This is a genomic window from Thermosulfurimonas marina (assembly GCF_012317585.1).
GTDB classification, from domain to species: domain Bacteria; phylum Desulfobacterota; class Thermodesulfobacteria; order Thermodesulfobacteriales; family Thermodesulfobacteriaceae; genus Thermosulfurimonas_A; species Thermosulfurimonas_A marina.
Genome location: NZ_CP042909.1, coordinates 289,536 through 302,340 on the forward strand (window position 1 = coordinate 289,536; position 12,805 = coordinate 302,340).

14 protein-coding genes are annotated in these 12,805 nt (G+C 61.8%); 12 read left to right on the top strand and 2 right to left on the bottom strand.

Annotation, left to right across the window (positions count from 1 at the left end):
• Positions 1-19: 19 nt before the first annotated feature.
• From xseA to selD, 8 genes are all read left to right on the top strand, one after another.
• Entirely contained in the window at positions 20-1,249 is a 1,230-nt protein-coding gene (xseA, locus tag FVE67_RS01490) for an exodeoxyribonuclease VII large subunit (protein WP_210534624.1), read from the top strand.
• The gene (locus FVE67_RS01495) at positions 1,212-2,129 is read left to right on the top strand and encodes a M23 family metallopeptidase (protein WP_168718910.1); all 918 of its coding nucleotides are present in this window, start codon (positions 1,212-1,214) and stop codon (positions 2,127-2,129) included. Before xseA ends, FVE67_RS01495 begins: the two co-directional genes overlap by 38 nt.
• Complete coding sequence (gene xseB, locus FVE67_RS01500) at positions 2,098-2,265, top strand: exodeoxyribonuclease VII small subunit (protein WP_246167909.1); 168 nt, start codon at positions 2,098-2,100, stop codon at positions 2,263-2,265. The genes FVE67_RS01495 and xseB overlap by 32 nt, the downstream gene beginning before the upstream one ends.
• Complete coding sequence (locus FVE67_RS01505; protein WP_168718912.1) at positions 2,246-3,145, top strand: polyprenyl synthetase family protein; 900 nt, start codon at positions 2,246-2,248, stop codon at positions 3,143-3,145. The genes xseB and FVE67_RS01505 overlap by 20 nt, the downstream gene beginning before the upstream one ends.
• Positions 3,146-3,150: 5 nt before the next feature.
• Positions 3,151-5,016 carry a 1-deoxy-D-xylulose-5-phosphate synthase gene (dxs, locus tag FVE67_RS01510; RefSeq protein WP_168718913.1) on the top strand — a complete coding sequence of 622 codons (1,866 nt, stop codon included), beginning with the start codon at positions 3,151-3,153 and terminating at the stop codon, positions 5,014-5,016.
• Positions 5,017-5,079: 63 nt separating this feature from the next.
• Positions 5,080-7,089 (top strand): elongation factor G, encoded by a 2,010-nt coding sequence (locus FVE67_RS01515; RefSeq protein WP_168718914.1) that lies wholly within the window; start codon positions 5,080-5,082, stop codon positions 7,087-7,089.
• Positions 7,086-7,574: a MogA/MoaB family molybdenum cofactor biosynthesis protein gene (locus FVE67_RS01520; RefSeq protein WP_168718915.1), complete on the top strand. Its 489-nt coding sequence runs from the start codon at positions 7,086-7,088 to the stop codon at positions 7,572-7,574. Before FVE67_RS01515 ends, FVE67_RS01520 begins: the two co-directional genes overlap by 4 nt.
• Entirely contained in the window at positions 7,561-8,607 is a 1,047-nt protein-coding gene (gene selD, locus FVE67_RS01525) for a selenide, water dikinase SelD (RefSeq protein ID WP_210534625.1), read from the top strand. Before FVE67_RS01520 ends, selD begins: the two co-directional genes overlap by 14 nt.
• Here selD and FVE67_RS01530 read toward each other — a convergent pair.
• Together FVE67_RS01530 and FVE67_RS01535 are read right to left on the bottom strand one after the other, a co-directional pair.
• Positions 8,604-9,089: a TlpA family protein disulfide reductase gene (locus FVE67_RS01530; RefSeq protein WP_168718916.1), complete on the bottom strand. Its 486-nt coding sequence runs from the start codon at positions 9,087-9,089 to the stop codon at positions 8,604-8,606. The genes selD and FVE67_RS01530 overlap by 4 nt on opposite strands.
• Complete coding sequence (locus tag FVE67_RS01535) at positions 9,074-9,805, bottom strand: creatininase family protein (protein WP_168718917.1); 732 nt, start codon at positions 9,803-9,805, stop codon at positions 9,074-9,076. The genes FVE67_RS01530 and FVE67_RS01535 overlap by 16 nt, the downstream gene beginning before the upstream one ends.
• 69 nt (positions 9,806-9,874) lie before the next feature.
• Here FVE67_RS01535 and miaB point away from each other — a divergent pair, with 69 nt between their 5' ends.
• Genes miaB through FVE67_RS01555 form a run of 4 tightly spaced genes read left to right on the top strand, consistent with a single transcriptional unit; the run spans position 9,875 to position 12,804 of the window.
• Positions 9,875-11,209, top strand: coding sequence for a tRNA (N6-isopentenyl adenosine(37)-C2)-methylthiotransferase MiaB (miaB, locus tag FVE67_RS01540; protein ID WP_168718918.1), 1,335 nt, complete (start codon positions 9,875-9,877; stop codon positions 11,207-11,209).
• An 11-nt stretch (positions 11,210-11,220) separates the two neighbouring features.
• Positions 11,221-11,739 (top strand): bifunctional nuclease family protein, encoded by a 519-nt coding sequence (locus FVE67_RS01545; RefSeq protein WP_168718919.1) that lies wholly within the window; start codon positions 11,221-11,223, stop codon positions 11,737-11,739.
• A gap of 2 nt (positions 11,740-11,741) precedes the next feature.
• Entirely contained in the window at positions 11,742-12,389 is a 648-nt protein-coding gene (locus tag FVE67_RS01550; protein WP_168718920.1) for a histidinol phosphate phosphatase domain-containing protein, read from the top strand.
• A complete protein-coding gene (locus tag FVE67_RS01555; RefSeq protein WP_168718921.1) occupies positions 12,379-12,804 on the top strand; it encodes a hypothetical protein in 426 nt (141 codons plus the stop codon). The genes FVE67_RS01550 and FVE67_RS01555 overlap by 11 nt, the downstream gene beginning before the upstream one ends.
• Position 12,805 lies beyond the last annotated feature (1 nt).

Sequence of the window (12,805 nt, forward strand, 5' to 3'; positions counted from 1 at the left end):
ATCCTGGAAGATAAGTCGCGTGCACGAAATTTCCAGAGCCGCCGAGCGCCCCCCGGAAAGGACGGTCTTTACCGTAAGGGAGCTCACGCAGAAGATTCGAGACCTCCTTGAGGAACGCTTTCTTCTGGTCTGGGTGGAGGGAGAGATCTCGCAGCTCAAAAACCACGACTCTGGACACATCTTTTTTTCTCTCAAGGATGAAGGGGCCCTGCTTAAGGTGGTCCTCTTTCGGGAGGAGGCCCGGCGGGTGGGCTTTCCTTTGAAGGAGGGTCTCCGGGTCCTCTGTTTTGGCCGGATCTCCGTTTATGCCCCCCGGGGAGAGTACCGGCTCATCGCTCAGAGGATTGAGCCCCGGGGTTTGGGGGCCTTGCAGGCGGCCTTTGAGGCCCTCAAGGAGGAGTTGCGTCGCCGGGGCTACTTTGATCCGGAAAGGAAAAGGCCCCTTCCGGCCTTTCCCCGCCGGGTGGCGGTGGTGACCTCCCTTTCCGGCGCGGCCCTTCATGATTTTCTGCGGGTGGCCCGGAGCCGCTGGGCAGCCCACCTCCTGATCTATCCCGTAAGGGTCCAAGGGGAAGGGGCGGCCCAAGAAATCGTAGAGGCCCTGGAAGGGCTCAACCTCCTTCCGGATCTTGACCTCATCGTCATCACCCGGGGCGGAGGCTCGCTGGAAGACCTCTGGACCTTTAACGAAAGGGCCGTGGCGGAGGCGGTTTATCGCTCGCGGGTGCCGGTGGTCTCCGCCGTGGGCCACGAGGTGGACTACACCATCTGCGATTTCGTGGCCGACCACCGGGCCCCTACCCCCACGGCGGCCGCGGCCCTCGTCTTTCCGGATCGCACGGCCCTTCTTGAAAAGTTAGCCGGCCTCCGGCGTCGGCTGGAAGAGAACCTTTCCCGACGGCTGGCTCTGGCCGAAAGAGAGATCCACCACCTCCGGCGTCGGCTGCGCGACCCCTTGGCCCTTCTTCAAGAAAGAGAAGCCTTGGTCAGGCGCCTCGGCCGGGAAATTCACCGAAAGGTGGCCGAACGACTCCTGCGGGAGGAAGGCCGGTTTTCCGCCCTGGTCCGCCATTTGGAGGCCCTCTCGCCGCTGGCGGTGCTTTCCCGGGGCTACAGCGTGGTCCGTAAGGGTCCGCAAGGGCCGGTAGTCTGCAAGGCCTCGGAGGTCAAACCCGGAGACCTTCTGGAAATCCTTCTGGCAGAGGGAAAAATTGCCGCCCGAGTGGAAAAAACTTCTTCTCCTGCTTAGCCTACTTCTCGGCCTCTCCCCGGGGGCCCGAGCCCAGACCCTTAGGGCCCATCCCGGAGAGGCCCTAATCCTTTCCGCCGAAAACTTTCAAAGGGCCCGTTTTCTCGGAAGGACCTACTTTCCGGTGGAAATAGGCGACCTGCGCCTTTTCCTTTTGCCTATCCCCCTAAAGCTGACCCCGGGGGGATACCCTTTGACTCTCGTCCGGGGCCCGGTGGTCCTCCGCCGGGAAGTTTCCGTCCTCCCCAAGGCCTATCCCGAAGAACGCTTAAAACTTCCGGAAAGGATGGTCATCTTTCCCCCCAAGGTTTTGGCCCGCATAAAAAAAGAAGTGGCCCTCATCCTCCGGACGGTCTCTCGCACCGAAGGGGCCTGCCGCTGGCCTGGGCCCATGGTTCCTCCGGTCAAGGGCCGGGTCTCCAGCCCCTTCGGCCTGCGGCGTATCCTCAACGGCCGGCCCCGGAGTCCCCATTCCGGGGTGGACTTTGCGGTGCCCGCAGGTACTCCGGTACGGGCGGCCCAAAGCGGTCGGGTGGTTCTTACCGGGGACTTCTACCTTCCCGGAAAGGTGATTATCCTCTCCCACGGCTGCGGTATCTATACCTATTATGCCCATCTTTCCCGCATCAAGGTAAAAAAAGGCCAAGAGGTGTCTCAAGGGGAAGTGATTGCCCTTTCCGGGGCCACGGGGAGGGCCACCGGGGCCCATCTGCACTTCGGACTTTATGTAGCTGGAGAAAGGGTAGACCCCCTTTTTGTAATTCGCTCCCTGGAGGATTACTATGAGCGCTTTCGAGGAGAAATTGCAACGGCTCGAGGCCATCGCCCGCCGACTGGAAGACCCGGCGGTGCCTCTGGAAGAGGCCCTGGAACTCTATGAAGAAGGAATAAGGCTGGTCCGGGACTGCGAAGCCTTTCTCCGGGAGGCCCGCCTCCGGGTGGAAGTCCTGGTCAAGACCGGCGAAGGTTTAACCCGGGTACCCTTGGAGGAGAGCCATGGAGGAGAGGGAACTTAAGGAACTCCTCGGCCGCTTGCGGAAAAAAATCGACCGCCGGCTGGAAGAGCTCCTTCCGGAAAGAAAAGAACCCGGGGCCCGGGTCATTTCCGCCATGCGTTACAGCCTCTTTGCCGGGGGCAAGCGCCTGCGACCCATCCTCTTTCTGCTTGCCGCCGAGGCGGCAGGAGGGCCCGCCGAAGACCTCCTGACCTTCGCCTGCGGACTGGAGTGTCTCCATACCTACTCCCTGATCCACGACGACCTTCCGGCCATGGACGACGATGATCTGCGCCGGGGCCGGCCCACCTGTCACCGGGCCTTTGACGAGGCCACGGCCATCCTGGCCGGAGACGGACTTCAGGCCCTGGCCTTCGAATGTTTTACCCATCCGGACCTTAGAGCCCGGGTCCCGGCCGAGCGTCTGGTCGCAGCGATCCATCTCGTGGCCCGGGCCGCAGGTATCCACGGCATGGTGGTGGGTCAGATGGCCGACCTTTTAGCCGAAGGCCGGCGCATTTCCCTGGAAGAGCTGCAGTATATCCACCGGCACAAGACCGCGGCCCTCATTGAGGCCTCGGTGGTAAGCGGAGGGCTTCTGGCCGGGGCGGAGGAGTCTGTGCTGGCCTCCCTGCAGACCTACGGGGCCTCCCTGGGGCTCGCTTTCCAGATCGTGGACGACCTCCTGGATGTGACCGGAAACGAGGAGGAGTTGGGCAAACCCGTAGGCTCCGATGAGCGCCGGGGTAAGGCCACCTACCCGGCCCTGGTAGGCCTTTCCGCGGCCCGGGAAAAGGCCCGGGATCTGGTAGAAAGGGCCCTTTCGGCCCTTTCCCCACTAGGCCCCCCGGCTGAGCCCTTGCGGGCCCTTGCCCTTTTCGTGCTTACCCGTAAAAATTGATCTCCATGAGCCGCATCCTCGACCGCGTAAATGATCCCCGGGATCTTAAGGCCCTCTCTCCCAAAGAACTCCGCAAACTGGCCGCAGAAATCCGGGAAGTCATTGTGGAGACCGTAGCCCGCAATGGAGGGCACCTGGCCCCCAATCTGGGAGTGGTGGAACTGACCCTGGCCCTGCATTATGTCTTTGACTCTCCCAAGGACCGTCTGGTCTGGGATGTGGGGCACCAATGCTATACCCACAAGCTGATTACCGGTCGGAAGGAGCGGTTCCACACCCTGCGCCAGTACGGAGGGATTGCCGGTTTCCCTAAGCGAGCCGAAAGCCCTCACGATATCGTAGAGACCGGCCACTCCAGCACCTCCATCTCCTACGGTTTGGGGCTGGCCGTAGGGCTCCGGCTTCTCCAAAAAGAGGGGCGGACCATCGCCATCATCGGCGACGGCTCCATGACCGCAGGTCTGGCCTTTGAGGGGCTCAACAATGCCGGACATCTCCGGGAGGACCTCATCGTCATCCTGAACGACAACGAAATGTCCATTTCTCCCAACGTGGGGGCCTTGTCTTCCTTCCTTTCCCGGCGCATGACCGGACGCCTGGCCCGGCGTCTGAAAAAGGACATCGAGCATCTGGCCGAAAGGCTCCCCCGAGGCGAACAACTCCTCCAGCTCCTGCGCAAAAGTGAGGGTCTTCTTAAGAGTGCCCTTACCCCGGGCATGCTCTTTGAGGCCCTGGGTTTTGAGTACATCGGTCCGGTGGACGGCCATAACCTGGAGGGGCTCATCAAACTTTTCCAGAACCTTAGAGAGATACGCGGGCCCCTCCTGGTGCACGTCCTTACCAAAAAGGGCAAAGGCTATCCGCCGGCGGAGGCCGATCCGGAGACCTTTCACGGAATCGGGCCCTTTGACCCCACAAGCGGCCGCCCCCTTAAGGAAGAGGGGCCTCCCTCCTACACCGCGGTCTTTTCCCGGACCATGTTGAGGCTGGCGGAGATAGAGCCCCGGTTAGTGGCCATCACCGCGGCCATGCCCACGGGGACCGGGCTTAAGGCCTTCGGAGAACGCTTTCCGGAGCGCTTCTTTGATGTGGGGATCTGCGAGCAGCACGCGGTAACCTTTGCCGCGGGCCTGGCCCTGGAGGGGCTCATCCCGGTCTGTGCCATCTATTCCACCTTTCTCCAGCGGGCCTTTGACCAGCTTATCCATGACGTGGCCCTTCCCAATCTCCACGTAATCTTTGCCCTGGATCGGGGAGGAATTGTAGGAGAGGACGGCCCCACCCACCAGGGCCAGTTCGACCTCACCTACCTGCGCCTCATTCCTAACTTCACGGTAATGGCCCCGGCAGACGAAAACGAGCTGCAACACATGCTCTACACCGCCCTCGAACTTCCCGGCCCGGTAGCCCTCCGCTACCCGCGGGGATCCGGGGTGGGGATACCTCTCGAAGTGGAATTTCGTAAGATCCCTTACGGAAAGGCCGAGGTCCTCCGGGAGGGCCGGGATCTAGCCCTCCTGGCTATAGGGAACATGGTCCATCCGGCTTTGGCCGCGGCAGAGATCTTGGAAAAAGAGGGCCTTTCCGTCACGGTGGTCAACGCCCGCTTTGTAAAGCCCCTGGACGCGGAGTTGATCTGTGATCTGGCCAGTCAGACCGGGCGAGTGCTCACCGTGGAGGAAAATACCCTCCTTGGGGGCTTCGGTTCCGCGGTGGCCGAGTGTCTGGCCGACCATAGGGTCTCGGCGCGTCTTAAACGCCTCGGTCTTCCGGATCGCTTTATCGAACACGGGGCCCCGGTCCTGCTGCGGGAAAAATACGGCCTGGTCCCGGCCTCCATCGCCGAAGCCGCCCGCTCCCTCCTTTCCTGAGCCCGCTCATTGACAAGAAGAAATTTCCTGGGCTAGCCTTTTCAAAAAGAGCTGGAGGAGGCCATGGGGGAAATACGCACTTTTGTCCTTTTAGGCCAAAGCGGGGCGGGGAAGACGGCCCTGGCCCAGGCCATGTTAGAGCTGGCCGGGGAGAACATCAAACGCCCTCCGGAGGGGCCCACGCAGGCGGCCCGGGTCCATCATCTCACCTGGCAGAAAATCCCCTACTTCTTCCTGGACACCCCTGGAGACGACAACTTCTTAGGAGAAACGCGGCTTGCGGCCTGGGCCGCAGATTTCGCCGTCCTGGTGGTGGACGCCACCTCTCCGGTCAAGGTCCAGCTGGAGAAGGCTTACGCCGCCGCCCAAGAGGAAGGCCTTCCCCTTCTGGTCTTCGTGAATAAGCTCGACCAGGAAAAGGCCCGCCTGGAAGACGCCCTCTGTGACCTCCAGGAAAAACTGGAGATCTGTCCGGTCCCCGTGGCCTATCCTCTGGGAGAAGAAGAGACGCTCCGGGGAATCATCGATCTTCTCAAACTCAAGGTTTATATCCCCGAGGGCCGTAAGGTGCGGGTGGAAAATCTTCCCGAAGAATTAAAGGCCCTAGCCGAGGGCCTACGCAAGAATATGGTGGAATTTGCGGCCGAAGGCGAAGACGAGCTCCTGGAGAAGTATCTGGAGGAGGGAGAGCTCACCCCGGAGGAGATCATGCGGGGTCTTAAAGGAGGAATCCTTTCCGGAAAGATCGCCCCGGTGGTGGTGGGCTCGGTGGCCCGTTTTATCGGAGTAGCCCGGCTGCTTGATGCGGTGGCTGAACTCGGGCCAAGCCCCGAGGCCCGGGGGCCCCGTCTGGCCGAGGGAGAGGGCACCGTGGAGGTCTCCCCTTCGGCCGAGGGGCCGGCGGTCCTTGCGGTCTTCAAGACCCTGGTGGACCCTTATGCCGGACGCCTCTCCTTTGCCCGGGTGCTTTCCGGAAAGATTTCCCGGGAGGGAGAACTCTATAACCCCTTGCGCGAGACCACGGAGAAATACGCCCACCTCTCCCTGGCCCAGGGGGAGGAGTTGCGGGAGGTGGCTGAGGCTGGCCCCGGGGCCTTGGTGGTGCTCCCCAAGCTTTCGGAGACCCGCACCGGGGACACCCTGGTCTCCCCGGGCCTGAATCTACGGATTCCCCCTCCGGAACTCCCCTCTCCGGTCCTCACCTACGCCCTGCATCCGGAAAGCCGGGCGGATGAAGACAAGATCGGCCCGGCCCTGGCCAAGCTTCTGGAGGAGGATCCCACCCTGCGGGTGAGCCGCGACGAGGAGACCCGGGAACTTCTTCTCTCCGGTCTGGGACAGATCCACCTCGAAAAGTCCGTGGAAAAACTGCGCGAGCGTTACGGAGTGCGCGCCCGCATGAGTCTTCCCAAGATCCCCTACCGGGAGACCATCAAAAAACCGGCCCAGGGAGTGATCTACCGCCACAAGAAGCAGACCGGAGGACGGGGGCAGTTTGCCGAAGTCCATTTCCACGTCTTTCCCCTTCCCCGGGGACAGGGCTTTGAATTCGTAGAGACCCTTACGGGCATGAATGTGCCCCGCAATTTCGTTCCCGCGGTGGAAAAAGGAGTGCGGGAGGCCATGGAAAAGGGCCCCCTTGCGGGCTACCCGGTAGTGGATGTCAAAGTGCAGTTCTACGACGGAAAATCCCACGAGGTGGACTCCTCGGACATGGCCTTCAAGATCGCGGCCTTCCACTGTTTTAAGAAAGCCATGGAACAGTGCCAGCCGGTCCTTCTTGAGCCGGTGATGGAGCTGGAGGTCGAGGTCCCGGAAAAATACATGGGGGAGGTCATCGGAGATCTCAACGCCCGCCGGGGGCGAGTCCTGGGGATGGAACCCCGGGGCAAGGTCCAGGTGGTCAAGGCCCAGGTGCCTTTGGCCGAGGTCCAGCGTTACGCCCTGGATCTCAACAGTCTTACCGGAGGGCGGGGCACCTTCCGCATGCGCTTTTCGCATTATGAGGAGGTCCCGGGTCCTCTGGCCCAGAAGATCATCGAAAGTGCCCGCGCGGAGAAAGCGGCGGCATGAAAGCCGGTGTTCTTACGGTAAGCGATAAAGGGGCCCGAGGAGAGAGGGAGGACCTTTCCGGGAAAATCCTGATGGAGAAGCTTTCCGAGGCAGGCTTTGAGGTAGCGGCCTACGAGATCGTCCCGGACGAATACGAAGAAATCGTAGCCCTTCTGGTGGATTGGGCCGACCGTTTGCAATTGCCTCTCATTCTCACCACCGGGGGCACCGGTCTTTCCCCCCGGGACGTCACCCCGGAGGCCACCCGAGCGGTCCTGGAAAAGGAGATCCCCGGAATTGCCGAAACTCTGCGGGCTAAAGGGCTGGAGCATACGCCCTACTCCATGCTTTCCCGGGGGCTGGCCGGCATAAGGCGCAAAAGTCTCATCATTAACCTGCCCGGGTCCCCGAGGGCGGTGGAGGAGGCCTGGGAGGTGCTCTCCCCGGTCTTAAGGCACGCCATCGAGAAAATCCAGGGCTCGGAGGCCGAGTGTGCCCGAGGTTAGACTAACCCAGAAGGTCAAGGCCGCGGGCTGAGCGGCTAAACTGCCGCCGGCGGAGCTGGCGGCCCTCCTCAAAAGCCTGCACTTGCCGAGGGTGCCGGAGCTCCTCCTAGGGGCGGAGCACGGCTCCGATGCCGCAGTCTACCGCCTGACCGAGGATCTGGCCCTGGTGGCCACGGTGGATTTTTTTACCCCGGTGGTGGACGAACCCTACACCTTCGGGCAGATCGCTGCGGCCAACGCCCTTTCAGATCTTTACACCATGGGGGCCCGCCCCATCCTGGCCCTGAACGTGGTGGGTTTCCCCAAAAAGGGGCTCGATCTGGAGATCCTGCGGAAGATCCTCCAGGGAGGGGCAGACAAGGTGGCCGAGGCCGGGGCCGCCTTGGGCGGGGGCCACAGCCTGGATGACCCGGAGATCAAGTACGGGCTTTGCGCCCTGGGACTGGTGCACCCGGAAAGACTCATCACCAACACCGGGGCGCGTCCCGGAGACCGCCTTTTTCTTACCAAACCCCTGGGCACGGGAATCCTCACTACGGCCCTCAAAGGGGGGCTCCTTACCCCTGAGGACCCCGCCTACACCCGTCTCGTGGAGACCATGGCCACCCTCAACCGGGCCGCAGGGGAGTCCATGACCGAAGTAGGCGTGCATGCGGCCACAGACATTACCGGCTTTGGCCTTCTGGGACACGCTCTAGAGATGGCCGAGGCCAGCGGAGTGCGCCTCCGGATCTATGCCTCCCGGGTGCCTCTCCTTCCCCGCACCCTGGATTTCCTAAAGCTGGGCATGGCCCCGGAAGGGGATCTGGCCAATCAGATCTTCTGCGAAAAGAAGGTGAAGATTGCCAAAGGGGTGGACCCCCTCCTCCTTTCGGTCCTTTACGACGCCCAGACCTCCGGCGGACTCCTCATCGCCGTCCCTGAAGCCCGGGCCGAGGCCCTTTTTACCCGGCTCCTAGAGAAGGGCGTGGTAGAAGCGACCTGCGTAGGGGAAGTAATCTCCGGAGAGCCGGGAATCGAGATCTATCCCTAACGGCCTAGATATTCCCGGATCTTCTTTTCCAGATACTCCCGGCCGGCGTAACCAATGAGGCGTTTGACCACCTCTCCCTCACGGTCGATGATGAAGGTCGTGGGGGTGATGTAGACCCCGCCAAAGGCCTGCAGGGCCTCCTCACTGGCCAATCCCACCGGATAAGTGATGCCCTTGCCCTCCACTATCCGGGGCAGGAGGGGAAGACCCTCTTCGTCTATCATGAGGCTCACGATCATGAGCCCGTCTTTTTCATATTTCCGATAAAGCTTGGCCAGTTCCCGCAGCTCCACCATGCAGGGGGGACAATCGCTCTTGAAAAAGTTGACCACCACCACCTTTCCCCGAAAGTCCGAAAGATGATAGCGGTGTCCGTCGAGATCCGAAAAGGCAATATCCGGGGACTTCTTGGGAGAGGAAAAACCCATGCCCGCCACCGCTAGGGCGACAAACAGAACCAGAAAGACTAACCTTTCGCGCATCTTACTTCCTCCCGCAGTTCTCTTAATAAATATTCTAATCCTTCCGCCAGGCGTTCGGCAAGGAGGCGCCCCTTCTCCGGGCTGGCCCGGCCGGGGTCCCCCCACACTCCTCCAGGCCAGAAGGCCCGCTTAGAGGACACGATCCGGTAGCGGGGAAAGCGGGGATATTCCTCCGGGGCCGAACCCCGGACGAGCTGGGGATGAAAATATTGGATAAGAGAAGTTTCCCACTCTCCGGCATGGGAATCTCCGGGGGTCTGGAGGAGATCTCCAGCCCGCTCCCGCAGGAGGTCCAGGAGGGAGACCACGGCCAGGGCTGTTTCGGGATGCCGGGAGAGAAATTCCTCGGCGGCATCCACAATGAAGGCCATGTGGGTCCCCCCGGCATGCCCGGAAAGGAGGAGAAAAGCCCGAAAACCGTGCTGGAAAAACCCCGCAAGGAGGTCAAGCACCAGGGCCCGCAGAGTCTCCCCCCGCAGGGAAATGGTCCCGGGGTGTTCTGCCGTGCTCCGACAAAGTCCGTAGTAGACCGGAGGGGCCACCAGGGCCTGAACCCTCCGGGCGGCCATCTCCGCCACCCGATAGGCGGTATAAAGATCCGTGGCCAGGGGAAGGTGCGGCCCGTGCTCCTCCACCGAACCCAGAGGGAGGATCACCGGGACCCCCTCCCGGGAAAGGGCCTCCACCTCCGGATAGGTCAACTCTTCCATGCGCATGGGTTTAAAGTCTAAGGTCCTGGAGCAGGGCCTGCAAGGTCTTCCTTTTGGGATTAAAATTTAAAGACCATGAAACGCGTCTATCTCAAGACCTTCGGTTGCCAGATGAACGAGTACGATTCGGAGCGCATGCTGGCGCTCCTAAGGGAGGAATATGTACCCTGCGCGCAGCCGGAGGAGGCCGACCTCATCCTGGTGAACACCTGTTCGGTAAGAAAAAAGGCCGAAGAGAAGGTTTACAGCCTGGTGGGGCGTTTCAAGCACTTGAAAAGCCGCAGGCCTGAGGTGGTGGTGGGGGTCTGTGGCTGTGTGGCTCAGCAGGAGGGAGAACGCCTGGTAAAACGCCTCCCCCATGTGGATCTGGTCCTGGGGCCGCGCACGGTCTTTCGGATCCGCGAGGCCCTGCAGGAGATCGAGGCCGGCCGGGGACCGGTGGTCTGGGTAGAACTGGATACCGACTGGTCCCCTCCCCTTCCGACCCCCTCCGAAAACGGCCGACCGGTCAAGGCCTTCGTGACCATCATGCAGGGCTGCGACAATTTCTGCTCTTACTGCGTAGTGCCCTATGTGCGGGGCCGGGAAGTGAGCCGTCCCCCGGAGGAAATCCTGCGTGAGGTGGAGTGCCTGGTGGCCCAAGGGGTGCGGGAGATTACCCTTCTGGGACAGAATGTAAACTCTTACGGACGTAAAGAGCGAGGGTTTCCCACCTTTGCGGAACTCCTGCGCCTGATCTCCGAAATCGAGGGCCTCTGGCGCCTGCGTTTCACCACCAGCCATCCCAAGGACCTTTCCGAAGATCTGATGCGGGCCTTTGCGGAGCTTGAAAAGCTCTGTGAGCACCTACACCTTCCAGTCCAGTCGGGCTCAAGCCGCATCCTGCACCTCATGAACCGCAAATACACCCGGGAGGAGTATCTGGAAAAGGTCCGGCGCCTGCGGGAGATGGCCCCGGAGGTGGCCCTGACCACGGACATCATCGTGGGCTTTCCCGGAGAGACGGAAGAGGACTTCCGCCAGACCCTCACGCTCCTTGAGGAGGTCCGCTATCAGGAGATCTTCTCCTTTAAGTACTCCGATCGGCCCTTCGCCCGGGCCCGGGATTTCCCAGAAAAGGTCCCGGAGGAGGTCAAGGCCGCGCGTCTCGAAGAGGTCCATAGGCTCCAGGCCCGTATCACTGAAGAGATCTATCGTAGTTATATCGGCCGGAAAGAGGAGATCCTGGTAGAAGGACGCAGCGAGCGCAATCCTCTCCTGTGGACCGGACGCACGCGCACCAACCTGGTGGTGAACTTTTCTGCTCCGGAGGGCCTGGATTTGAAAGGGGCCCTGGTTCATGTTTTGATTAAAGATACGGGGAAACACTCCCTCCGTGGGGAATACGTAAGAACCCTGAAGGGCCCGTAAAGGAGGCCACCATGAAGGTCAAAATGAGGATTCAGGCCGTGGCCATGGATCCGGTAACCAACAGCCCGGTGATGATCCTCCGGGAAGAGGATGGGGAGCGGGGGCTTCCCATCTGGATCGGGCTGCTCGAGGCCACGGCCATCGCCAGCAAACTGGAAAATATCGAGTTTCCGCGGCCCATGACCCATGATCTCCTCAAAAATATCTTGGACCAACTCCAGATCCGGGTCCCGCGTATCGAGATCTGTGATCTCCGGGAAAACACCTACTACGCCCTCATCACCCTGGATCTGGGGGGACGGGAGATCCAGATCGACGCCCGACCCAGCGATGCGGTGGCTCTGGCCCTGCGCACCGGAGCCGAGATCTACGTTTATGAAGAAGTCCTGGCCAAGAGTCAGGCCCTGGCCGAGGAGGCCCGCCGCCAGGCCGAAGAAGAGATGGCCACCGCCGGCACCGAAGAGGAAAAGGAAAAACTCAAGGAGCTTCTGGAACAGCTCGACCCCAAGGCCTTCAAATACAAGATGTAAAGATGTTCGACCTCCATTGCCATTCTATCTTTAGTGATGGGGAGCTTATTCCGGCCGAACTCCTGCGGCGGGTGGCGGTGCTGGGCTATGAGGCGGTAGCCATCACGGATCATGCGGACTCTTCCAACTTGGACCTCATTCTTCCTCGCCTCAAAAAGGCCGCCGCAGAGCTCAACGCGGCCAGCCCCTGCCGCCTCCTTGCGGGAATCGAGATCACCCATGTCCCCCCGCCGCTCATTCCGGAGCTGGTGAGACGGGCCCGGCAGTTAGGGGCAGAAATCGTGGTGGTCCACGGGGAGACCCTAGCCGAGCCTGTGGCTCCGGGGACCAACCGGGCGGCCCTGGAGGCCGGGGCGGACATCCTGGCCCATCCGGGGCTCATCTCCGAAGAAGAGGTGCGTCTGGCCGCGGAAAAGGGGGTCTTCCTGGAGATCTCCGGACGCAAGGGACACTGCCTGGCCAACGGACACGTAGCCCGGCTGGCCTTGAAATACCGGGCCCCCCTGGTAATCAACTCCGACGGGCACGCCCCCGGGGACTTTATGACCCGGGAAGAGGCCCTGGCCGTGGGACTAGGGGCCGGACTCCGGCGCGAAGAAGTGGAGGCCCTCTGGCGCCAGGCCCGAGGGAGGTTCCTCCGTGGAGCTTAGAGAATTCTTCCTGGCCCGTGGCTTTCCGGAGGACACCCTAAAGGAGCCTCCGGAGGTCCTCCTCAATCTGGGGCTTTCTCCTCAACGGGTGCGGGCGGCTTTCGTGGTGGTCTCTGAAGGCCGGCCTCTTATGGTGGCGGACTATGCTCCGGGGGCGGTGAGGTCCCGCCTGCGGGCCCTTCTGGCCTACGCCCGCCTGGCCTTCCCCCGTACACCCCCTCCCCTGGTCCTCCAGACCAACGGAAGGGAATTCGTCTTGGCGGAGGTGACCTCGGGAAAGGAGATCGCCTTTGGGGGGCCGGAGGTCCTGCCTTCCTTTGAGGAATTAAAGGCCCGTCCCAGCCCTCCTCCGGTGGAGCGCCGAAGGATTCCGGTGGAGGAGCGCGTACTCTTTATCCACTCTACCGGGGGCTGAC